The sequence below is a fragment of the Mitsuokella sp. AF21-1AC genome, assembly GCF_003458855.1.
In the GTDB taxonomy this organism is placed as follows: Bacteria; Bacillota; Negativicutes; order Selenomonadales; family Selenomonadaceae; genus Mitsuokella.
In genome coordinates this window covers 1-22290 of sequence record NZ_QRVW01000024.1, presented here as the reverse complement: position 1 = coordinate 22290, position 22290 = coordinate 1, and the positions used below count along the sequence as shown (strand labels likewise).

General features: G+C 52.6%; 19 protein-coding genes and 1 tRNA gene. 1 reads left to right on the top strand and 19 read right to left on the bottom strand.

Going from position 1 to position 22290, the window contains the following annotated elements; all coding sequences use genetic code 11:
* Positions 1 to 239 precede the first annotated feature (239 nt).
* From DWX75_RS09125 to DWX75_RS09115, 3 genes are all read right to left on the bottom strand, one after another.
* A tRNA-Pro gene (locus DWX75_RS09125) sits at positions 240 to 316 on the bottom strand.
* 71 nt (positions 317 to 387) lie between these two features.
* Entirely contained in the window at positions 388 to 3465 is a 3078-nt protein-coding gene (locus DWX75_RS09120; RefSeq protein WP_118016017.1) for an efflux RND transporter permease subunit, read from the bottom strand.
* Positions 3462 to 4730 carry an efflux RND transporter periplasmic adaptor subunit gene (locus DWX75_RS09115; RefSeq protein ID WP_118016016.1) on the bottom strand — a complete coding sequence of 423 codons (1269 nt, stop codon included), beginning with the start codon at positions 4728 to 4730 and terminating at the stop codon, positions 3462 to 3464. Before DWX75_RS09115 ends, DWX75_RS09120 begins: the two co-directional genes overlap by 4 nt.
* A gap of 232 nt (positions 4731 to 4962) precedes the next feature.
* Between DWX75_RS09115 and DWX75_RS09110 the strand changes: the two genes are divergently transcribed.
* Complete coding sequence (locus DWX75_RS09110; protein ID WP_118016015.1) at positions 4963 to 6129, top strand: FprA family A-type flavoprotein; 1167 nt, start codon at positions 4963 to 4965, stop codon at positions 6127 to 6129.
* 102 nt (positions 6130 to 6231) lie between these two features.
* On the opposite strand, the gene DWX75_RS09105 is transcribed toward DWX75_RS09110, so the two are convergent.
* The 16 genes from DWX75_RS09105 to DWX75_RS09030 form a co-directional block, all read right to left on the bottom strand.
* Entirely contained in the window at positions 6232 to 6654 is a 423-nt protein-coding gene (locus DWX75_RS09105; protein WP_118016014.1) for a hypothetical protein, read from the bottom strand.
* Between the two features lie 284 nt (positions 6655 to 6938).
* Complete coding sequence (rpe, locus tag DWX75_RS09100) at positions 6939 to 7583, bottom strand: ribulose-phosphate 3-epimerase (RefSeq protein WP_118016013.1); 645 nt, start codon at positions 7581 to 7583, stop codon at positions 6939 to 6941.
* 36 nt (positions 7584 to 7619) lie between these two features.
* The gene (locus DWX75_RS09095) at positions 7620 to 8297 is read right to left on the bottom strand and encodes a transaldolase family protein (protein WP_118016035.1); all 678 of its coding nucleotides are present in this window, start codon (positions 8295 to 8297) and stop codon (positions 7620 to 7622) included.
* A gap of 86 nt (positions 8298 to 8383) precedes the next feature.
* Positions 8384 to 9301: a transketolase family protein gene (locus tag DWX75_RS09090; protein ID WP_118016012.1), complete on the bottom strand. Its 918-nt coding sequence runs from the start codon at positions 9299 to 9301 to the stop codon at positions 8384 to 8386.
* Positions 9301 to 10122: a transketolase gene (locus DWX75_RS09085; RefSeq protein ID WP_118016011.1), complete on the bottom strand. Its 822-nt coding sequence runs from the start codon at positions 10120 to 10122 to the stop codon at positions 9301 to 9303. The genes DWX75_RS09090 and DWX75_RS09085 overlap by 1 nt, the downstream gene beginning before the upstream one ends.
* Positions 10123 to 10141: 19 nt before the next feature.
* Positions 10142 to 10834: a ribulose-phosphate 3-epimerase gene (locus DWX75_RS09080; protein WP_118016010.1), complete on the bottom strand. Its 693-nt coding sequence runs from the start codon at positions 10832 to 10834 to the stop codon at positions 10142 to 10144.
* Positions 10835 to 10837: 3 nt separating this feature from the next.
* Positions 10838 to 11296 carry a ribose 5-phosphate isomerase B gene (rpiB, locus tag DWX75_RS09075; RefSeq protein ID WP_118016009.1) on the bottom strand — a complete coding sequence of 153 codons (459 nt, stop codon included), beginning with the start codon at positions 11294 to 11296 and terminating at the stop codon, positions 10838 to 10840.
* 12 nt (positions 11297 to 11308) lie between these two features.
* Positions 11309 to 12346, bottom strand: a complete 1038-nt coding sequence (locus tag DWX75_RS09070) for a zinc-binding dehydrogenase (protein ID WP_118016008.1) — start codon at positions 12344 to 12346, stop codon at positions 11309 to 11311.
* A 12-nt stretch (positions 12347 to 12358) separates the two neighbouring features.
* On the bottom strand, positions 12359 to 13399 hold the full coding sequence (locus tag DWX75_RS09065) for a galactitol-1-phosphate 5-dehydrogenase (RefSeq protein ID WP_118016007.1): 1041 nt from the start codon (positions 13397 to 13399) through the stop codon (positions 12359 to 12361).
* 100 nt (positions 13400 to 13499) lie between these two features.
* Positions 13500 to 14762, bottom strand: coding sequence for a PTS galactitol transporter subunit IIC (locus tag DWX75_RS09060; protein ID WP_118016006.1), 1263 nt, complete (start codon positions 14760 to 14762; stop codon positions 13500 to 13502).
* A gap of 48 nt (positions 14763 to 14810) precedes the next feature.
* On the bottom strand, positions 14811 to 15095 hold the full coding sequence (locus DWX75_RS09055) for a PTS sugar transporter subunit IIB (protein WP_118016005.1): 285 nt from the start codon (positions 15093 to 15095) through the stop codon (positions 14811 to 14813).
* A gap of 79 nt (positions 15096 to 15174) precedes the next feature.
* Positions 15175 to 15645: a PTS sugar transporter subunit IIA gene (locus DWX75_RS09050; protein WP_118016004.1), complete on the bottom strand. Its 471-nt coding sequence runs from the start codon at positions 15643 to 15645 to the stop codon at positions 15175 to 15177.
* Positions 15646 to 15872: 227 nt separating this feature from the next.
* Entirely contained in the window at positions 15873 to 17921 is a 2049-nt protein-coding gene (locus DWX75_RS09045; RefSeq protein WP_233519554.1) for a BglG family transcription antiterminator, read from the bottom strand.
* A gap of 112 nt (positions 17922 to 18033) precedes the next feature.
* Positions 18034 to 19341, bottom strand: coding sequence for a cell wall metabolism sensor histidine kinase WalK (locus DWX75_RS09040; RefSeq protein ID WP_199497578.1), 1308 nt, complete (start codon positions 19339 to 19341; stop codon positions 18034 to 18036).
* Entirely contained in the window at positions 19341 to 20018 is a 678-nt protein-coding gene (locus DWX75_RS09035; RefSeq protein ID WP_118016001.1) for a response regulator transcription factor, read from the bottom strand. Before DWX75_RS09035 ends, DWX75_RS09040 begins: the two co-directional genes overlap by 1 nt.
* 74 nt (positions 20019 to 20092) lie before the next feature.
* Positions 20093 to 22120 (bottom strand): GGDEF domain-containing phosphodiesterase, encoded by a 2028-nt coding sequence (locus DWX75_RS09030; protein ID WP_118016000.1) that lies wholly within the window; start codon positions 22118 to 22120, stop codon positions 20093 to 20095.
* Positions 22121 to 22290 lie beyond the last annotated feature (170 nt).

The window sequence follows — 22290 nt, the reverse complement described above, 5'->3', positions numbered from 1 at the left end:
ACCTTTATTTACAGGTATACATTATAACATAATGAGCAAACGTCTGACCACTCCTTATGTCATTTTGCAGCCTGTCAAAACACCATGCACCGTCTTCCTGCCCTGCCTATGCATGTTTTTTATACACAAAAAAGACCAGACATGGCCGTGCTCGATGAGCGGCTTCATGTAGCTGCCTATGCATGTTTTTTATACACAAAAAAGACCAGCCTCTGCAGACTGGTCTTACGTTCTAAAAATGGTCGGGATGACAGGATTCGAACCTGCGGCCTCATCGTCCCGAACGATGCGCGCTACCAAACTGTGCCACATCCCGACAACGTAGACTATTATATAACGGAACGCAGGCGAATGCAACCCCTAAAATAAAATTTCTGCCAAAAATTTTTAAAGACGCTTTTTCTTCGTGTGTTCGGCAAAGAACAGGAAGATGATGGGGATGACAATCAGCGTGAAAACCGTCGAGGTCAGCAGGCCGCCGATGATGACCCAGGCCATCGATGAGCGCGACTCCGATCCCGGCGTCATCGCGAGCGCCATCGGCGTCATGCCCACCATCATCGTGATCGTTGTCATGAAGATTGGCTTGAGGCGCACCCGCCCGGCTTCGATCACGGCCTCACGCGCCGAACGCCCCCTGTCCATCAGCGTCAGCGTGTAATCGATGAGCAGCGTGCCGTTCTTGGCGACGATGCCATCCATCACGAGTATGCCGATGAGCGAGAAGAGATTCAGCGTGTTGTGCGTGAGGAACAGCAGCAGGATGGAGCCGATGAGTCCGAGCGGCAGAGAGAACATGCGGATGAACGGCGTGATGACGGATTCATAGAGCACCGCGAGCAGCATGTAGATGAGCACGAGTGCCAAAAACAGCGCCGACAAGAGTTCCGAGAACGTTTCATTCATATTCGTGGCCTGTCCCTTGAATTGATACGTCACGCCTTCGCCCAGCCCCTCCTTCTGGAAGGCAGCCTGGACATCCTTCATGACATCGCCGACGGGGCGGCCGCTGAGATTCGCACCGATGGCGACCGAGCGCTGCTTGTCGACGCGGCGGATGCTCACAGGCCCGCGGCCATTGTGGATATCGGCCACATCGCCGAGATAGATGAGCTTGCCGGAGGCTGAGAGCGGCACGCGCGATACATCGGATGCCTTGTAGCTGTCCGCATTGCTGAACCGCACCTTGATGCTCGTGTCCTGCCCGCCATTCGTCACATCATTCTTGAGCTCGCCGGCCGAGAGCCCCGAGATGGCCGAGGCAAAGGCCGTATCGACATCGGCCAGCGAAGTGCCGTATGCCTTTAGTTTCTCGCGGTTGACCGTGAGCTGGAGTTCCGGCATGCCCTCCGTGTACGACGAATTGACATCGGTGACGCCGGACACCTGCGTCTTGAGGATGCTCATGGCCTTCTCGGTCGCGGCGTCAAGCGCCGCATTGTCATTGCTGCGCAACTCGATCTGCAGGGCGCCGCTGCCGCCCTTGGCCCCGCCGCCGCTCGTCGTGCCGGCGACATTCGTCTGCGTTTCCGCGACGCGCACATCGGCTTCCTTGATCTCTCCCGCCAGCTGGCGCACCTCATTGGCCACCTGCCAGACCGTGCGATCGCGTTCCCTGCGGTCGACGAGCTGCACCTTGATGCGCCCTTCATAAGCCGTAGAGCCGCCCGCCTGCGTCATGTAGTACTTGATCTCAGGAATCGTGGCCAGCTTGGCTTCAATCTTTTCCGCCACGCGGTTCGTTTCAGCCGGCGAAGAGCCCGTCGGCGCCTGGATGCTGACAGTGAAGCTCGATTCATCCGTCTGCGGCATGTATTCCATGCCCACAAAGCCAAGCGGCACGAGAGAAATGACGGCCACAAAGATGGATAGGATGGAAAGCAGCAGTTTCTTCTCATGAGCCAGGCTCCATTGCAGGATATGGTCATAGCGGGAAACGGCCCAATCCTCGATGCGGTCCATGAATGCAAAGGCACGCGATGCCGGCGGATGATAGCCGCCGCGGAAGAAGCGCGAGGCCAGCATCGGCGTCAACGTAAAGGAGACGAACAGCGAAAAGAGTCCCGCGAAGACAATGGTCAGGCCGAACTGGCGGAAATACTGCCCGGTCATGCCCTGCATGAACGCGATTGGCATGAAGACCGCCGCATCACACAGCGTGATGGCGATGGCTGCCATGCCGATCTCGGTACGGCCGTTCTCGGCAGCCTCATCCGGCGGTTCGCCGAGCTGCAGATGCCGCACGATATTCTCGAGCACGACAATGGAGTCGTCGACGAGAATGCCGACACAGAGCGTCATGCCCATGAGCGACATCATGTTGAACGTGAAGCCGAACAGGTACATGACGAAGAACGTCGAGATCAGCGACGTCGGGATGGCAATCATGACGGCAGCCGTCGAGCGCCAGCCGCGCAGGAAGAAGAACAGCACGAGCCCCGTCGTGATGAGGCCCTCGATAAGCGTGCCCATCGTGCTGTGCAGCGAGGCATTGACGTAATCCGCATCGTTCGAGACGATGACAAACTGGTAATCCGGATACGACTGGCGGAGTTTCTCCACGCTCTTGAGTATGTTGTTGGCCGTTTCCACGACATTGGCATCGCTGTTCTTGTAGATCAGCACATTGATGGCATCCTCGCCGTTGAGCCTGCCGTAACGGTCAGCACGGGCATCCTGTTCCTTGACGGTTGCCACCGACGTCAGCGGGATCTTCTCTCCCGCCGTATTCGTGACCTGTACCTTCTCGATATCCGATGCCTTCTTGAACTGAGCGATGACGCGCACATCGGATTTCGTCGTCTCGGTGTAGACCGAGCCCGACGGCAGCAGCTGATTCTCGTTGCGGATGGCAGAAGCGATCTGCGTCAGCGTCAGCTTGTAGGCAGCCATCTTGTCGCGGTTGACCTCGATGGCCACCTCGCGGTCGCGTCCGCCGTGCAGCTGTACTTCCGAAACGCCGCCTGCCTGCTGGATGATTTCCGAAAAGACGTTTTCCGTTTCCGTATACGTCTCCGCCAAACTCTTGTTGGAAAGAACGGCCAGCTCCACGACAGGCTTCGCATTGAGGTCACGCTTGACGACGACAGGCGAATCCGCCTCATCGGGCAGCTTGTTCTTGATGGCCTCGACCTTCTTGCTGGCATCGATGGCCGCCGTATCGGCATTTGTATCAAACTCAAGCTCCAGGCTGACGCGCGCCTGTTCGTAGCTGGCCGTTGACGTGATTTTCTTGACGCCCGAGACGGATGATACGGCATCTTCCACGGGCTTGACGACTTCCTGCTCAACGGACTCTGCACTGGCGCCCGGATACTTGACCGAAATGGTGACATACGGCGTATTGAGCGCCGGCAGGAGTTCCACGCCCAGGCGGTAGTAGCTGTAAAGTCCCAGCACGACGAAAAAGGCGACAATCATCGAGATGCCAACAGGGCGTTTGATGGAAAGGCGCGTGATGTTCATGATGCATCCCCCGCCGTATCGTCCGTGCCGTCATACGGCATCGCATCGACGGCCGTGCCGTCCTTGAGCTTGTCCTGATTCGTCACGACGACAACCTCGCCATCCTCGAGTCCTTCGATGATTTCCTCTGCTTCATCATTCATGAGACCGATGCGCACCGCGCGCTCCTCAACTTTCCTGTCCGGTTTCAGGACGTACAGGATCTGCTGCCCGTTGCGCGAAAGCACGGCTTCCTTCGGCACGAAAAGGGTCTGCGGACGCTGCAGGATGTCGATGTCTGTATGCGCGAAAAGACCGGCCTTCATATCATCGGCAGCCGCCTCAAGCTCGATGCGCACCTGATACGTCTTGCTCGTATCGTCCATGGCCGGGCTGACGTAAACGATGCGCCCCGGGTAGTCCGTGCCAAGTGCATCGATCGTCACCTGCACGACCATACCGGTCTTGAGGATGGCCGCATCGCTCTCCGACAGCGTGCAGTCTACATTGATATGGCTGTTGTCGACCAGGGAAAACACCTTCGTGCCCGCCGAGACAATGGCGCCGGCTTCCACATTGCGGTAGCCGATGACACCATCGCGCGGGGCTCGCAGATACATGTCCTCACGCTGACGGCGCAGGGCATCCGTAGCGCGCTCCGCCTTCTCCGCCGTGTACTGCTTGGACTGGACGCTCGCTGCATCTCCGTTCTGCACCTGGTCTGCCAGCACATTGAAGGCTGCCTGCGAGGCGAGGTATTCCTGCTTGACGCTGTCGAGTGTATCCTGCGAGATGGCCCCGATGGAGAAGAGATACTGATTGCGTTCGTATTTGCTCGTCTCGAGCTCCAGGTCATTGCGTGCCTTGAGGTAATTGGCATCATAGGATGCCACGGCTTCGCGTGCATCGGCCTGCGCCGCTCCGGCCGCCGCATCGTTCTCGGCAATTGAGATGTCGAGGTCACCGGTATCCTGGACCATCAATACATCGCCTGCCCGGACTTCGTCACCGAGTCTGGCGCGAACCTCCGTGACACGCCCCGTGTACTTGGGCGCCAGTGGTATATTGGCATCTGCCACGGTCTGCCCCGATAAATTGATATGGCGCATCATATCCGCTCGGTTCACGGTCACGACCTTGACGAGCGGTTTTCCATGAGCGATTTTCACCTTCTGATTCCTGCTCTGCCCGAGAAATCCGTAAAGTGCCAGTACCAGCACCAGCAGACACGCCAACCCGGAAAGGATTGCCTTCCTGCGATTGAGTTGTGTGATCTTATGCCGCATATCGTACGATCCTGCCTTTCCTGTCTCTCCTGTCCTTCTTACTACTGCCTTTAGCCTACCGCATTTAATGTCTGCTGACAAATAAATTTTTCGAAACGTTTTCGTTATCTGGCCGTTATTTTCATAATTTGCATGTTTACAAGAGCAAAGCAGTCGATATAAAATAAGATGCGTAACGAATATCTGCCGTTTATTGATTCGATAGAAGAAGATAAAGGAAAGAGGGTACATTATGCAAGCAGTTGAAATCCGCAAAGACATCTATTGGGTTGGCGCGATTGATTGGTCCATGCGCAGCTTCCACGGGTACGAGACCAGCCGTGGCTCCAGCTATAACGCTTATCTGATCCTCGATGAAAAGATCACCCTCATCGATACCGTCAAAGAACCGTTCAAGGAAGAGCTCCTCGAGCGCATCGCGTCCGTCATCGATCCGGCCAAGATCGATTACATCGTCTCGAGCCACGTCGAGCCCGATCATTCCGGTGCCATCCCCTTCATGATGCAGCACTGCCCGAATGCCAAGATCATCACGAGCCTGCCGAACGGTCTCAAGGGCCTCAAGGCCCATTACGGCGAACTGCCCTACATCGGCGTCAAGGCCGGCGACACGCTCTCCATCGGCCAGCGCACGCTGCAGTTCATCCCGACGCCGATGCTGCACTGGCCGGACAGCATGGTCACCTACTGTCCGGAAGAAACCATCCTGTTCTCGAATGATGCCTTCGGCCAGCACCTTGCCTCGGGCTGCCGTTACGACGACGACAACGACCTGCCGACTCTCTTCTTTGAAGCCAAGAAGTATTATGCGAATATCCTCATGCTCTACGGCCGTCAGGCACAGGCAGCCCTCAAGGCCCTGCATGATCTCGATATCAGCATGATCGCGACGGGTCATGGCCTCATCTGGCGCAGCCACGTCAAGGAAATCCTTCATCTTTATCAGGAGTGGTCTACCGGTAAGCTCGAGGACCGCGCCGTCGTCGTCTTCGACACCATGTGGCATTCCACGGAGATGATGGCACGTGCCATCACCGAAGCCTTCCAGCAGAAGGGCATCCCGGCCATATTCTACGATGTCAAGGAAAACGCGCTCTCCGATATCCTGACGGAAATCCTCACGAGCAAATACCTTGCCGTCGGCTCGCCGACGATCAACAATCAGATGATGCCGACGATCGCCAGCTTCCTCTGTTACCTGAAGGGCCTCGCACCGAAGGGACGCAAGGCCTTTGCCTTCGGTTCCTACGGCTGGGGCGGACAGAGCATCGGTCTCGTCGAAGAAGAGCTCAAGGCTGCCGGCTGCGAGATCGTACTCGAAAAGCAGCGCCAGGCCAACGTTCCCTCGGCCGAAGATTTGCAGAAGCTCATGGCTGCCGTGCAGGCAATCTGCAAGTAAAGACTCTTCCCACCAAAAATCTGTCACGAAAAAATGCCGTGCCGGTTTCATCGCCAGCACGGCATTTATTTTGTTTCCTGCTGTTTTCGCACCGCTTCCTGCTCAGCGGACGAGGCGCAAGGCTCTTTGGGGACACCTCGCTTTCCGGACGGACAGGCCCCCGTGATACGGAGCTTCCCCCACGATAAGACGCAGCGCAGCCGGCGTCCTCTGCTGGCGCGCGCGTTCCTTTGCGCGCGGCTGCAGCAGCTCCTGCATGTTGAGCTGCTGCAGTGCCGCACGCAACGTGCCGGACTTGCGCGCCCGGCGCAAGCGTCTCGCCAGAGCCATGACCGCACGATCCTCCAGCTCCGTGCGGCTCATCCCCTGGATCCTCTGCACGCCCATATCCTCCCAGAGTCCGACGCGCGTCAGATAGCTCACGAGACTCCGGAAAGAAGACGCCATCGTCATCCGCTTCTGCAAGCGGATTGCGGCACAGACCATGATGTCATCCAACCGTTCATCAAAACCAACCTTTTTCATGACCGACCTCCTGGCAGCCGTACCTAGCCGAGTATTATACGATACTAACCATCCACCTTGCTCACTTGTCTGGTCTGTTTCTTCTGCAATGCGCCTGCTCTATCTGTACTGTACTGAAATCCTTGCCTGGAAACTTTCGCTATTTAACAATTACATTTTCGTCACAACAATAGAAAAATCCTGCTGAATCTGGAAAATTCAACAGGATTTTTTTCGATTCATTCTGTATCAAATATTACTTATTATCATTTTTTCATTTTAAATAAATAATACCGATATTTATATCATCCACGAATGCCATCAATCGCTTTTTTCATATCTGTTGCACCATAAATAGCAGATCCTGCGACCAACACATTAGCTCCAGCCTCTCGTACCTGTTCTGCTGTTACTATATTAATCCCGCCATCAACCTCAATATCGCAATCATATTGCATCTCATCAATCGTGTGACGAAGGCGATGTATCTTCTCCAGCTGACTCTCAATGAATTTTTGACCGCCAAAGCCTGGGTTAACCGTCATGAGAAGCACCATATCCAGGTCCCCCAGGATTTCCTCGATACTAGCCAGACTCGTACCAGGATTCAATACGGCAGCAGCTTTGATGCCATATGACTTAATCTGCTGTACAATGCGATGGCTGTGTTTTGCCGCTTCAACATGAAACGAAATGAGATCCGCGCCAGCATCAGCAAAGGCATCAATCTGAGTCTCCGGATGTTCAACCATCAAATGAACATCAAAAGGCTTTTTCGTCACTTTACGAAGCGCTTTTACTACAGGAGATCCCAATGTAATATTGGGCACGAATGTCCCATCCATGACATCAATATGAATATAATCGGCTCCTGCCTGATCGGCTCTCTGGACCTCTGCTCCTAATGCAGCAAAATCAGCCGACAAAATAGACGGCGCGACTTTAATCATATCAAATTCCCCTTTCTTTATTTCCTATCGGCATGTTCAGCATGAAGCCATCGTTTTTGCAGATCCGACCAGACCCGCAAAATCATCTTGGAATGCCTTTACCGCTGCATCAATTGCCGCGTTCTTGACAAAACTCTCAATGACATCACAAGCAACCGTGGCAGCACCAATACCTTCTTTGCAAAGAGCCAGAACCTGCTGGCTGTTCTTGAAACTTGCAGCCAGGATCTGGCATGGTATTTCATTTTTTATAAAGATATCTTGAATCTCGCAAGCAACGTGAATACCATCGTATCCCATATTGTCAATGCGATTGATATATGGGGCTGCATAGGAAGCACCTGCCATACCGGCCAGATATGCCTGCATCGGCGTATAAATAGCTGTCGCTGTAATCTGAATTCCCGCCTTGTGAATCGCCTTCATGGCTTTGAAGCCTTCCGGTACAGCCGGCACCTTGACAAAAGTATGTTCGCCAAGTTCCTTGCGAATGCGCTCCGCATCACGCAACATTCCGTCTGCATCGCTGGCAATGACCTGTGCATGGAGTTCCGCTTTCTGACCAATGATTGAGCGGATCTCCCGCAACACTTCAAATGGCGGTCTGCCGGCTTTTGCCAAAATACTAGGATTGGTCGTAACACCAGCACAAGGATAATATTCCCAGATATGTTTAATTTTTGGAATATCCGCATCATCAATCACTAACTTCATGTTCGTGTATCCCCCCATCCTGATTGCTAAGGAAAAGAATGCCTCTTGCTTTCGCAATCAAACGAAAACAAGAGGCACCGCTTCACTTATTTTTTCGCCGCTTTAACGATTGCTTCCACCGTCAAACCATACTTCTCCAGGAGCTCAGCCGGCTTGCCGGACTGACCAAAAGCATCCTGAACGCCAATGAAATCCTGATGCGTCGGGCAATTCCTTGCCAGCACTTCTGCCACGGCAGAACCCAGACCGCCAATGACGCTGTGTTCTTCGCACGTCACGATGTGGCCCGTCTTCTTGGCCGTCTCAATAATCAGCTCCTCATCCAGAGGTTTGATCGTGTGGATATTGATTACGCGGGCATGAATGCCATCTTTTGCCAATTCTTTAGCAGCTTCCATCGCTTTAGCAACCATGATGCCCGTTGCCACGAGAGCAACATCATCACCTTCGGAGAGGACTTCGCCCTTGCCCCAATTGAACTGATAATGCTCATCATGGATATCCGGAACAGCGGCACGTCCCAGACGGATATAAACCGGACCATAATACTGGATGGCTGCCTTGATAGCTTCTTCCGCTTCCTTGGCATCCGCCGGATTGATGACCGTCATATTCGGCAGACTGCGCATCAGGGAGATATCTTCGATTGCCTGATGGCTGCCGCCATCTTCACCTACTGTAAGACCTGCATGCGTTGCAGCAATCTTGACGTTGAGACGCGGGTAGCAGATGGAGTTGCGGATCTGCTCGAAAGCACGGCCAGCTGCAAAGATTGCGAACGTGCTGGCGATAGGAATCTTGCCGCAAGTCGCCAGACCTGCTGCCGTTCCCATCATATCTGCTTCCGAAATACCCATATCCAAATAACGTTCCGGCGCAACCTTCTTGAAGGCAATCGATTTCGTTGCATTGCCAAGATCCGCATCCAAAACGACGATATCTTTGTTCTGATACAATTCCGTTTCAAGCAACTTGCCGTAAGCTGCGCGTGTTGCTGTTGCCATTACGCCTCGCCTCCTTCCAGTTCCTTGAGAGCCTCCTGGCACTGCTCTTCATTCGGAGCCTTGCCATGCCAGCCAACCTGATTCTCCATAAAGGATACACCCTTACCTTTGACCGTCGCCGCAACGATTGCCGTCGGTTTGCCTTTCACGCTCTTTGCGGCAGCGATGGCGCCACGGATAGCATCGTAATCATGACCGTTGATGGAGATGACATTCCAGCCGAAAGCACGGAATTTTGCATCAATCGGAGCCACCGTCATAACTTCGTCATTCGGTCCGTCGATCTGGAGTCCATTCCAATCCACAAACAGGATCAGATTGTCAAGCTTGTAATGAGCTGCACTCATAGCCGCTTCCCAAATCTGTCCTTCCTGGATCTCACCGTCACCGGCAGCAGCATAAACACGGTAAGATTTATTATTCAGCTTGGCCGCAATAGCCATGCCGTTAGCAGCCGAAAGGCCCTGCCCCAGCGAACCCGTTGACATATCCACGCCCGGAATCTTCTTCATGTCCGGATGCCCCTGGAGGATTGCGCCCGTCTTTCTGAGCTTCCAGAGTTCTTCTTCCGGGAAATAACCTTTTTCTGCCAGTACGGCATAAAGTGCCGGTGCAGCATGTCCTTTGGAGAGAACAAAGCGATCGCGATCCTCCATTTTCGGATTCTTCGGATCAATGTTCATTTCTTCGAAATAAAGGACATTCAAGATGTCGATAATCGAAAGGGATCCACCCGGATGCCCTGAGCCCGCTTTTGTAAGCATGCGGACGATATTGGCACGCAGGTGACGAGCGCGCTTTATCGCTTCTTCATTTGCCATGCTATCTTCTCCTTCATTTTCATTCTGCAGCACACAAGAGAGCTTCTGCATTTTCACGAACCGTCTTTCCTTGGCGGAAGAGGCCGCTAGTCCCTCCTGTGAACAAATTTGCTCCTGCTTCGTGCATTTTGCGAATCATCTTCAGATTTACACTGCCATCGGCTTGGATTGGCTGAGTCAAATGCGCCGCCTTTAAGCGCTTCCGCATCATACGGATGTGCTTCAAAGCCGACTCCTGCATCGTCTGACCGGAAAATCCCGGATTCACGGTGAGTTTCAAGATCCATGCACACTGCGAAGCCAACGCTTCAAAATCAGCACCCGGAGGTGTCTCGGCGCGATAGGCCAGCACCGGTTCTGCACCGAACTCGCGGATTTTTTCAAAAACGTGATTCGGTTCATCCATTGCCTCCGCATGGACAGCCACATAATCCAGGCGGAACCGCGAAAACAGTTCAACGTACCGCAAGGGATCATACGCTGCAATGTGTAGTTCGATGGGCAGGTCCGAATGGGCAGCCAGATATCCATAGAGCTGATCGCCAAGGATCAGGCAACGGTTGAACTTCCCATCCACGATGTCATAATGCCAGAACCGTACAGGAGCTGCTTCCACATACTCAATCTCATCAGCAATGTGACCGAGATCCATGCACGATACCGACGCCGAAAGATTGGGAGTATCAACAGAAAATCCTGCTTTTCTGCCCATACTTCAGCCTCGCTTATTGTCGTAATCTGTGATCTGCTGGACACGGCGTTCATACTTACCGCCGCATAACGGTTTCGCTGCCAGCCAGACTTTCGTGATTTCCCAAGCCATATTCGGTGCAATGACACGGGCTCCCATACAAAGAACGTTGGCATGATTGTGTTCGACCGTCATCTTGGCTGAGAAAAGATCATGGACCAGCGGAGCACGAACGCCCTTTACCTTATTGGCAGCAATCGACATGCCAAGGCCTGTTCCACAAATCAGGATGCCCTTCTTTTCATCCGGATGCGCTGCGACCTCTTCACCGACGCGAAAAGCGTATGGAGCTGTATCAACGGATTCTTCACTATGCGTACCGTAATCTTCTACCGTATAACCGGCATCTTCAAGCTGCTTTTTCACAAACTCTTTCATGTGGAAGCCGGCATGATCCGATGCCATAACAATGACAGGTTTCATGATACAGCCTCCTCAACCGATCGGATGCATGACAATCTTCGTTGCCTGACCGCTCTTGAGCAGGTGATATGCTTTATCCCACTCATCGATGCCGACCTCATGCGTGATCATCTTGTCTGCATTAATCTTGCCCTCACTCATGAGCTTGAGCGTCGGCTCCCAGTCATGCGTATTCTGGCTGCGGCTGCCGGAAACGACCAGCTCTTTCTGAATGATCTTCGAGAAATCGACTTCCACGACATCTCTTGCAAAGAGGCCAATCTGAACGTACTGACCCTGTTTGCGCAGGAGATCCATGCCGAGCTGCATGGACGGAACAGCACCCGTGCAGTCGTAGCAAACATCGGCACCATAGCCATCCGTCAGTTTATTGACCAGTGCTTTGACATCATCCTTCTGAACATCAACGATATATTCTACGCCAAATTTCTCTTTGGCAATCTGAAGACGTCCGGCATCCTGCGTAAGTCCCGTCATGACGACACGGCCGCCTTTGGCCATAACACACTGTGCCGTCAGAAGGCCGATTGGTCCAGGGCCAAGTACCAGGACGATGTCGCCCGGGTTAATCTTGGCTTTTGCTACACCGTGATGTGCGCAGCAGGCAGCTTCCGTGATGCTGGCCTGACGCGTCGTCACATTCTCCGGCAGAATATGGCAGCTCTTGGCACGTGCCAGTACGTACTGCGCCATGGCACCATCCTGCTGCGTACCCAGGCCTTTGCGCGTCGGGCAAAGGTTATAAAGGCCTTCCTTGCAGTAACGGCATTTACCGCAAACCGTAAAGGTCGTTTCACTCGTTACACGATCCCCGACCTTGACATTCGTGACGCCAGGACCAACTTCAGCAACAACGCCTGCAAACTCATGACCAATCGTCAGGCCCTTTGCATTAACATTGTAATGTCCTTCATACGTATGCAGATCACTGCCGCAGATACCGATGTATTCAACTTTAATCTTGACCTGGCCTTCACCTGGAACTGGCTCCGGTTTATCAATAACTTCCCAATGGCCTGCGCCCGGCTCCATTTTTACAAGTGCTTTCATGAGTAAACCTCCTTAGTCCATAACAAACAAAATCTTGTTATATTCTTCCTTACGATCTTTGATCATCTTGAAGGCATCGCTTACCTTTTCCAGCGGGAAACGATGCGAAATCAAAGGCTTGAACTTAATCTTGCCATCTTCCAGGGCACGGATACTCTTCATCCAGGCCGGTCCCGGGAACGGGCTGCCGTACGAATTCCAGAAGCCGCGCAGCGTCAGTTCATGACGGAAGATGCTCTCAAAGGATTTCTCCTTCAGCAGGATATCCGAGCGGGCAATGCCGAGATAACCGATGCGGCCGCGCTTCTTCGTGACCAGCAGGCACTGTTCCTGCGTGATCTTCGAACCAGCCGTTTCCATGGCGATGTCTACGCCCTTGCCATGCGTTGCCTCCAGGACAGCTTCCACCGTATCTTGTTCCATGCCATTGATGCAGATATCCGCACCGAGAGCTTTGGCTTCTTCGAGCTTTTTCTTCGAGATATCCACCGCGATGATGCGATGAACACCGGCAAGACGGAACCACTGAAGGACGAGCTGTCCAATCGTGCCGCATCCCAGGATGGCTACCGTATCACCAATCTCCGGGCGAATGCCGAGAACACCATACAGCGCAACGGCGCAAGGCTCAAGGAGAGCAGCCTCTTCCAAATTCTCGCATTCAACATGCTGGATGTTCGTAGCCGGAACACGCACATACTGGGCAAAACCGCCCGGCAGGTCCGCACCAAGCATCTGCATGTCGTTGCACATGGAGAAATGGCCTTCTTCGCAATTCTCGCATTTGCGGCAGGGAATCAACGGCTGAGCTGCGACCGTATCATCGAGCTTAAAGTTCTTTACATTCTTGCCAACTTCCGCAATCGTGCCGGCAAACTCATGGCCAGGAACCTGCGGACGCGGATACTTCCAAAGATTCAGGATACGCGGAGGATCGGAACCACAGATACCACAAGCCTTGACTTTAATAATGACATCATCATCGCCGCATACAGGATCAGCGAAATCATCGAAGCGAATGTCTCCTTCTTTGTAGAAAACGCCAGCTTTCATAAAATCATTGCCTCCTTATTTTCAAGATAAAACCTCTACTTTTATCCCTTCAATATGCAAGGCGCCAGCTAAGCTGACGCCCACATATAGAGAATTTACATTAGAAGAACTGGAAGATCTTGATAACAATCCAGTTGAGGAAGTTACCGCCGAGATCCAAGCTGGAAATCTCAGTCGTGTTAGCAGGCATCTGGAAGTTTGCCTGAATGGCCATGCCCGTATGGAATTCTGCGATGTTCGTAGCCATGAGGAGTGCAAGGCCCATTACGATCATGCCAGCGAGTACGGAATGAACGATATTGCCTTTTGCAGCACCGACGATAAAGGCGACATAGAAGCAAATCGTAGCCAAATCGCCGAACGGCAGAACGTGGTTGCCAGGAATGACAACGGAGAGGAACAGCGTGCACGGTACCAGCACGAGTGCCGTAGCGATAACGGCCGGATGACCAACTGCGACAGCAGCATCAAGACCGATGGTAAGCTCTCTGCCCTTGCCAAGATCTCTCTTCTGGAGGAACTCCTTGACGGACTCGGAAACCGGAATCAGACCTTCCATGAGGATCTTAACCATGCGCGGCATCAGGAACATGACGCCTGCCATGATAACACCAAGCTGAAGAACTTTTGCCAGAGGATAACCAGCGAGGATGCCGAGGAGAACACCGAGGAACAAGCCCATCATAAGCGGCTCACCGAAGATACCGAAGCGTTTCTGAATGGCCTCTGGATCAGCCTTGAGATCTTTGATAACCGGAATCTTAGAAATAACTTTAACAATAGGAATACCAATCAAGCCCTGTGCGCAAGTAGAACCTGTCGGGAAGGAAAGGCCTTCCATGCCGAAATAATCGCGAACCATCGGAGACGTCCAGTCTGCAATCTTCAAGACGGCCATCTCATACAAAATACCTGCAATAATTGCCAAAATCCAGTTGCCCTGAGTCAGAACGAAAACCGTAGCAGATGCTGCTGCAAAGTGCCAATAATTCCAAATATCGATATCGACAACGTTCGTGAGCTTCGTTACCAGCATTGCGATGTTGACGAACATGCAGATTGGAATCATGAAGGCTGCCACCGGAGATGCCCAAGTCATTGCAGCGGCTGCCGGCCAGCCGACGTCGATGATGGAAAGCTCAAGGCCATAACGCGTAACCATTTGATGCGTTGCATCACCGAGGTTCGTCGTCAGAAGGCCGATAACGAGGTTGATACCGACGAAGCCAACACCAATGGTGACACCAGAGCGGAATGCCTTTTTGAATCCCTGACCGAAGCACATGCCGATAATCGTGATGACGATTGGCAGCATGACCGTTGGTCCGAGGCCCAAAATAAATTGTACGACTTCTAATACCATGATAGTCCTCCAATCTATAAATAAATAATAGAATTAATGAAACGCAACTTATTTCTTCAAGACATCCAGAATCTGTTTATCGGTCTTTTCCGTCATCATACCGGTAAGATAGTTGACAGCTTTTACAACCGGCATCTTGTACTCACGCGGCGGAATCGTCGTCGTTACCAGGAGATCTGCCGTATCCTCATATCCCCCGACTTCTGCCACTTTGCACTGAATGACGTCCGCATCGATGCCATTATCCTTTAAGAGCTTCTCCACTCTCTTGCACACAACTGTGGAGGTTGCAATGCCAGTGCCACACGCTACGAGTACCTGTTTCTTCGACATGATAAACACTCCTTTGATAAACGAAATATGATTATGATAGATTTAAATGATAGCTTACGGAATCATCTGGGATGAATCATCATTCTGCCGTGCCATCCAGACGCTTTTTTACGAAAGCGGCAATCTTAGCTGCCGACTTTTCTGTTTTTACAAAGCGCAGGGCTTCTTCATCCTGCAAAATCCCCATCAGATTCTGCAGCAGCTCAATCTGAGCATGTGCTTCCTTCATGGCCAGCATGAAGACGAAATCAACGGAAACCGTTTCTTTATCATCGCCCATGATGACGAAATCAACTGGCGAAGTCAGGCGAGCCATGCAGATGGCAGGGCTGACAACATGCTCGACATCCGTGTGTGGGATTGCCACCCCCCCCAGAACGGTCGGCAGGCCCGTCGCGAAAATCTTTTCACGAGCGATTACTGCATCTTTATAACTTGACTTGACATATCCCTTTTCAAAAAGACGATCTGCCACCTGGCTCAGCAAGTCGAACTTGTCTTTTGCTGAGACATCCAGCAGGACGAGATCTTCTTCGATTGAAATACTCATATGTCTTGCCCCCTTTCTTCATCTTGATTTTATTTTTTATTCTCGATTGCTCTTGAATTGTCTTTAGTATAACAAAACAATCCAGTTCCGCATAGTTGCACCTCTTTCCGCTATTGCGGAAATTTAAAAATCTTTTCTTGTTTTCCATATTTAGAAAACTGAGACAACGCTTTGGAATACAAGGATTTTCCGCTATTTTTCCGTATTTCCCTAATATAAAAAAGCGGTCATAAAACCGCTTCAAAATCCGCTATAAACTTGTCATAAGAACGATATTTCAGCAATCGTTCAATGCCGTGGCCCTCTTTGATGAAGTCATACAGCTTCAGGAAAACCTTTTCCCAGACCGCGGCTTTCCGCTGTTCGATGCTCAATAAAAAGACGACCTGTACCGGCATGCCGCCCCAATCGATTGGAGATTGCAGGAGCAATACGGAAATATTGGAAACCGCTTTTGCCGTATTGAACGCATGCGGGATGGCTGCCAAATCGCCGATGGCCGTAGAACTCATCTTCTCACGTTCAAAGACAGAAACTTTGCCCTTCTGATCCAGATACCCCGACTGCATCGCCTGATCTGTCAAGAAATCCAGGCATTCATCGCGCGTCTTGAAATCCTTATTGGCAAAAAAAGAAGAAGCATGGAAAAACTCCTGAATTTCCTTAGCCTGTACATCGGCATTGCGGTGGAATACCACCCGCTGGATACGGGCAATATCTTCTTTGCGCAACATATGATTAACGCGTATGATTTTAGGCGAAGGAAATGGGACCTGTACGGTCGAGAAAATATAATCCGCTTCCTCAATCATCTCATCTGTCAGTTTGTACGCGGGCAGTACGCCCAGGACATGGATATCCGAGTGGAAGTATTCCTGGATTTTTGCTCTCAGCATGATAGAAACGCCCAGGCCTGCCGAACAGACAATATAAACCCGCTTGGGCTTCGCTTCCTCTTCCATCCCCCGGCGGCTCATGGACGCACCAAAGTGGAGCGCGATATACCCAATTTCATTTTCATTGAAGACGATGCCTTCAATATCCCGCATGACCTGCGCCGCATATACGGCAATCTGAAACGCCAGCGGATAGTCCTGCTTGACCGTCTCCAGCATCTCATTCCGTATGGCTACCCGGAAGTTAACACGGGCAATGGCGATGCGCAAATGAAGAATCAAACCATCTTTCAGATAATCATCCGAACGGAAATCATAGCCGAACTGGTCATCTACGGCAGTCAATACTTTCTCGACGAGCTGCTCCATATGTTCATCGTTGATGGAATCGCCGATGTCCAAGAGTTTCTTACTCGTCAGCAGGCACCTGGTCAAGTAGAAGACCTCACTATAGGAAAGGTCCACACCGATATAGCGGAAGAGTTCATTGGCTACATCCTTGGCACAAACGTATTCAAAGGTATTCTCCAGCTTCTGGGCCAAACTGGCCGGGCATTCCAGGAGATGCCCGTGTTCCGAGCGATAGATGGAAAGGGCCGACTGGACGATCAGGCTCTGGCGTGCCGTGTCAGTGAGCTGCAACTTGCGCAGGCTCGGGATCCCCATCAGGATATTCTCCATATCTTTCTGGCTGACCTTGTCGAAGAGAATCGTCAAGATTGCCGTATCGCGTACATTTTGCAGGAAATCAACAAAAAACGTACGGATATTGCCTTCATCACCAGCCAACCGCAAGCCATCGGTGCGATATTGCTCGATGGACAGGGCGTATTCTTGGAAGCGTCCTCTCACCTCGCCCAGATATTTCTTGATGGTAGAAATTCCCAGATACATATCATCTGCAAGATTCATCTGCGTAATAGACTTATCCTGCAGGCAGCAAATCAGGAAACGACTGATGATATAATTCTGCTGTTCTTTGACGCTCTCATGGCCAATGCCATGCTCTTCTTCTGTGACAGCATGCAGGAGATCTTCTTCCTGATCCATCTGGATCAGGCGATACCCTTTATTGGGCGCAGCAATGATATGACTGCCAAACGGGGCCAGTTTTTCCGTAATTGCCTTGATATCCGAACGCACCGTACGTGAAGAACATCCCAGTTGTTTTGCAATCTCATCTCCAGTGAGGCCATTGCTCTTTTCCAGGAGCATTTCCATGATTTTCTTTTCTCTTTCCTGTTTCCGCATAGACACCCCAATCTCCCTTCTGCCTTGCGACAGATTGCATCCCCGCTTCAGCCAGAAGCATCTGTGGCACAAAATATTACAGCGACATGATTCCCGCAAGATTGTTACGATAGCACAGATTGCTCTCACTACGAAGCTGACATGCTTATATAATCTTATATATATTCAAGACAATCATAAAAAAATCCTGCCAAAACTCGTCATTCCAGCAGGATTTTTCTGCAATATCACGTTTTCATCTTTACGGTTTCATCTTAGTGCGCAGTTCAACGAGGAACGTGGTCCCCTTGCCGAGTTCACTCTGGATGGAAATCCGGCCCTTGTGCAAGTGTACGATTTCTTGTGCGATAGCCAGGCCCAGGCCGTTGCCGCCCATCTCGCGGGAACGTGCCTTATCGACGCGATAGAAGCGATCAAAGACCTTCGCCTGGTCTTCCTTTGCGATGCCGATGCCCGTATCGATGACGGCAAAGCGCACCTTCCCCTTCTCGGCCGGACGATACTCCACGGAAACCCTGCCGCCTTCAGGCGTATACTTGACGGCATTGTCGACGAGAATCAGGACAAGCTGACGGATTTTCTGCTCATCGGCCTGGATCTCGACTTTCGGCAGTCCTGCGGCCTTGACCTCAATGTGCTTCTGGTCAGCCAGAGGTTGCATGAGGCGCGCCGTCTGCTCGATCAGCGAAGACAGGTTGAAATTCTGCGGCCGCATCTTTAGCACCTTGTTGTCGCTGCGCGCGACCACGAGGAGGTCGCTGACGAGCTTCGTCATCTTCTTGACTTCATCGCGCACATCCTCGATGACCTGCTTGAGGAAGGGGGACTGAATGGAAGGATCATTCTGCAGGAGCTCTGCCGAGGCCATGACGACCGCCAGCGGCGTTCGCAGCTCATGCGAGGCATCGGCTGCGAACTGGCGCTGCTTTTCATACGCCTGCTTCAGCGGGACCATCGCCCGGCCGGACAGGATATGGCCGACCATGGCCGCGACAATCAGGGCCAGGAAACCCAGGAAGGCCAGGGCATACGTCGCCTTCTCCATGCCGTTGTACATAGCCGTGACATCCTTGCCGACATAGACCGTCTGCGAAGCACTGCCGTCATCGTTCTTGACGCGCTGTGCCGTCATCATGATGCGTGCCTTCGAGGAGCCGTCACTGCCCGGCTTGCTGAGCACCACGACCTCGCCTTCTGCCACGTTGCGCTTGCGGATGGTATCGAGGATGAACGGCTCGATGCGGAACGAAGCACGGGCAAAGTTCAAGAGGCGTCCGTCATCATCGAAAACGTAGAAAAACAGGCGATCATTCGTGCTCTTGTAGGCAACGCTGTCGTCAAGAGCCAGCTCCGGATGCTGATTGAAGTATTCCTCGGCCTCTACAACATTGCTGGCCGTATCCATGAGCTCCCGCGCCTGTTCCGAGGTGATGGCCCATTCCATCGTCTTGTGCATGACAAAAATCAGCACGGCGAGAAAGACGATCATGACAACAGAATACAAAAGAGTCAGCTTGCGGCGGCTGCTGCCAAAAAGGTTCTTGGCCATCAGCTCTTAGCCTCCAGCTTGTAGCCGACGCCGCGTACCGTCTTGATGACCGTGCCGCCATCCCCGAGATCCAGCTTCTTGCGAAGGATCTTCATATACGAATCGATGTTGTTAGAGCTGACATCGGATTCAAGGCCCCAGATGCGGTCCAGGATGATGTCACGCGGCACGACAATGCCGATGTTCTGCGCCAGAAGGTCGAAAATCTGGAATTCGCGCGGAGAAAGCTGGATGACCTGATCCTTCTTCTTGAGGACCTTGGCCGTACGGTTCAGCGTGAACTCGCCCACTTCCACCACATCCTGCTGGATTTTCTGCGTGCTGCGGCGCCCGAGAGCCCGCAGGCGTGCCATGAGCTCGGCGAATTCAAACGGCTTGACAAGGTAATCGTCCGCACCGGCATCGAGCCCCGTCACACGGTCCTCGACCGAATCCCTGGCTGTCAGCATCAGGATAGCCTTCTCATAACCGTCCTTGCGCAGGCGGCTGCAGGCCTCCACGCCCGTCTCGCCCGGCATCATCCAGTCAAGGATCAGGATATCGTAGTCCGTATACATGGCGTATTCATAAATGTCACTGCCATTCGTCACCCATTCCACCTGGATATCGTTCTGCTCCAGCATATACTGGATCAGCTTGCCGAGCCTCTTATCGTCTTCTGCCAGCAAAACCCGCATACTATCACTCCTAAAATCAAAATCTGTTTCTATATATACACGTCCTGCGTGAAAAAAGGCTGAAGCAGCCCCTCTTATGCCCAGTCCTCATGCATATGTTTTTCAAAATCCGTCACGGGAATCGGCTGCGAGAAATAGAACCCCTGGAACGTCGTGCAGCCGATACCGCGCAGGTATTCCACCTGCTCCTTCGTTTCCACGCCCTCCACGACCGTCGGCATCGAGAGCGCCTGTGCCAGGGAAATGATGGCCTGCAGGATGATGCGGCTGCGCCGATGATGCGCGGTCTTCTGCAAGAATTCCATATCGATTTTGAGGATATCCGCCTGGATGTCCTTGAGCAGGCGCAGGCTCGAATAGCCGCTGCCAAAATCATCGATGGCAATCCGGAAGCCATACGACTGCAGGCGTCGGATGAGTGCCATGGCCTCGCGCGGCTTATCCATGAAAACTGTCTCGGTGATCTCAAGTTCCAGCTTGGCCGGGTTGATGCCGTACTGCTGCGCCAGCTGCGTGAACACCTCATAGAGATCCAGATAATACATGTCCTTGACGGAAATATTCACCGACAGCGTGCAGTCCTCGAGAGGCGTCCCCTGCCATTTGCGCAGCAGACTGCAGGACTGTTCCCAGACCCAGTGATCGAGCTGCCAGATCTTGCCATGCTGCTCCAATACCGGCACGAAGAGCGCGGGCGGGATGATTGAGCCGTCATCGCGGCGCCAGCGCGACAGGGCCTCCGCTCCGATCACGCGTCCGCTCCTGGCATCCACCTGCGCCTGCAGGAAAATCTTCATTTCCTGGTTCTGTATTGCTTCGGCAAAACGGGCCAGGATGGCCTGATCATGCAATTTATCGGCCAGCATATCCTCCTGATACCAGACAAAGCCGCTGCTTTCCCGTTTCTCAAGAGAACCGGCCGCGAGGAATGCCCGGTCACAGAGGATGGAGATTGGCGTCTCCGCATCCTCCACACGACAGATTCCCACCGTCACCTGCAGGACGAGATTGCTTGGCCGGAGGCTCTGCATGATCTGTTCCACATCGTGCAGGAATTCCTCGGGACGAAACCGCCTTATGGGAATCAGCAGCGCAAAGCGGTCATCCTGGATGCGTCCATAGGCCACCTCATCATCGCCCTCATAATGCCGGCGCAGCATCGTGCCAATGCGGGACAGGAGTTCATTCCCCTTCGTGAGTCCGTAGAAATTGTTGATGAGCTTGAAATCGCAGAAATTCAAGCCGGCCAGGCAATATGTTTCTTCTGGATACGATTCCAGACAATGACGCGCCTGCCGATAAAAGCCATAACGGTTGCAGATCCCCGTCAAACTGTCATGCAGCGTGCCAAAATGCTCCAGGTCGATATTCTTCTGTGCCTGCGTGCAGTCGCGCAGCAGGAAATAATTGCCGACCACGCCGCCATCGGGATCATGCAGCGGATAACGGCTGATGGAAATCGCCTTGTTCTCCACCCCCGTTTCATACGACTGAATCCAGGATGCCGCCTGACAGCCGGCCAGCATATCCTGCTGAATCCAATTTTTCAGGATGCCGGCAAGTTTTTGCAGATCATCCGCAACGCGGAACAGCCGGAACGCCTCACTGTTGGCATAAAGGCAGCGGCCTTCCTTATCGAACCAGACCATGCCGTACGGAAAATCCTGCATGGCCTTCTGCAGGAGCTCGGCAAATCGTTCCGGCTTGTATTTCTCGTGCAGCACGGCATGATGATGATCCTGCTTCATGCCCTTCCCCCTCCGGATACGTATCATCTCGATGACGCACGGATAAATCAGTTCATCATCGCGCAGGATTTCCACGGGGCGCGACGTGACTTCGTAAAGATCGCCATCCTTGATTTCCGTTTTATGAAGTTCGACTCCCGTCTTCAACGCCCGCAGGCTCGTACAGTCACGGCAGCGGTTTGTGCTGTGCCAGACCGAATAGCAGGCGGGCCCATACGTCATCTTCCCCTCATCGTTCATGCGGAAGGTGTGGCATTCTTCCGGATTCACCATGCGTACCAGATCATACCGCTTGGATAATTCCGCCAGGATGTGTCCCACTTCCTGGCTCCTGATTGGTGTTTTCATAACCATGTTCGATCAGCCTTTCCCAGCAGGAAAGATGCTTCCTGTCACGCAATTCTTCCTCACAAATACTCGCATATTCTATCTTAAATAATTTCGCTATGCGAAACCAGAATCCTTCCCAGACGGAAAAGCGGCAAATCAAAACCACCAGTTAAACTGGTGGTTTGCTCTGGCCC

Excerpts from the sequence above, each read along its gene's own strand:
- DWX75_RS09035 (WP_118016001.1), bottom strand. The coding sequence starts at position 20,018 with ATGCGGGTTTTGCTGGCAGAAGACGATAAGAGGCTCGGCAAGCTGATC.
- DWX75_RS09090 (WP_118016012.1), bottom strand. The coding sequence starts at position 9,301 with ATGGCAACAGCAACACGCGCAGCTTACGGCAAGTTGCTTGAAACGGAA.
- DWX75_RS09085 (WP_118016011.1), bottom strand. The coding sequence starts at position 10,122 with ATGGCAAATGAAGAAGCGATAAAGCGCGCTCGTCACCTGCGTGCCAAT.
- DWX75_RS09065 (WP_118016007.1), bottom strand. The coding sequence starts at position 13,399 with ATGAAAGCTGGCGTTTTCTACAAAGAAGGAGACATTCGCTTCGATGAT.
- DWX75_RS09115 (WP_118016016.1), bottom strand. The coding sequence starts at position 4,730 with ATGCGGCATAAGATCACACAACTCAATCGCAGGAAGGCAATCCTTTCC.
- DWX75_RS09120 (WP_118016017.1), bottom strand. The coding sequence starts at position 3,465 with ATGAACATCACGCGCCTTTCCATCAAACGCCCTGTTGGCATCTCGATG.
- rpiB (WP_118016009.1), bottom strand. The coding sequence starts at position 11,296 with ATGAAACCTGTCATTGTTATGGCATCGGATCATGCCGGCTTCCACATG.
- DWX75_RS09050 (WP_118016004.1), bottom strand. The coding sequence starts at position 15,645 with ATGAGTATTTCAATCGAAGAAGATCTCGTCCTGCTGGATGTCTCAGCA.
- DWX75_RS09070 (WP_118016008.1), bottom strand. The coding sequence starts at position 12,346 with ATGAAAGCACTTGTAAAAATGGAGCCGGGCGCAGGCCATTGGGAAGTT.
- DWX75_RS09080 (WP_118016010.1), bottom strand. The coding sequence starts at position 10,834 with ATGGGCAGAAAAGCAGGATTTTCTGTTGATACTCCCAATCTTTCGGCG.
- DWX75_RS09055 (WP_118016005.1), bottom strand. The coding sequence starts at position 15,095 with ATGTCGAAGAAACAGGTACTCGTAGCGTGTGGCACTGGCATTGCAACC.
- DWX75_RS09040 (WP_199497578.1), bottom strand. The coding sequence starts at position 19,341 with ATGGCCAAGAACCTTTTTGGCAGCAGCCGCCGCAAGCTGACTCTTTTG.
- DWX75_RS09095 (WP_118016035.1), bottom strand. The coding sequence starts at position 8,297 with ATGAAGTTAGTGATTGATGATGCGGATATTCCAAAAATTAAACATATC.
- DWX75_RS09105 (WP_118016014.1), bottom strand. The coding sequence starts at position 6,654 with ATGAAAAAGGTTGGTTTTGATGAACGGTTGGATGACATCATGGTCTGT.
- DWX75_RS09060 (WP_118016006.1), bottom strand. The coding sequence starts at position 14,762 with ATGGTATTAGAAGTCGTACAATTTATTTTGGGCCTCGGACCAACGGTC.
- rpe (WP_118016013.1), bottom strand. The coding sequence starts at position 7,583 with ATGATTAAAGTCGCGCCGTCTATTTTGTCGGCTGATTTTGCTGCATTA.
- DWX75_RS09110 (WP_118016015.1), top strand. The coding sequence starts at position 4,963 with ATGCAAGCAGTTGAAATCCGCAAAGACATCTATTGGGTTGGCGCGATT.
- DWX75_RS09030 (WP_118016000.1), bottom strand. The coding sequence starts at position 22,120 with ATGGTTATGAAAACACCAATCAGGAGCCAGGAAGTGGGACACATCCTG.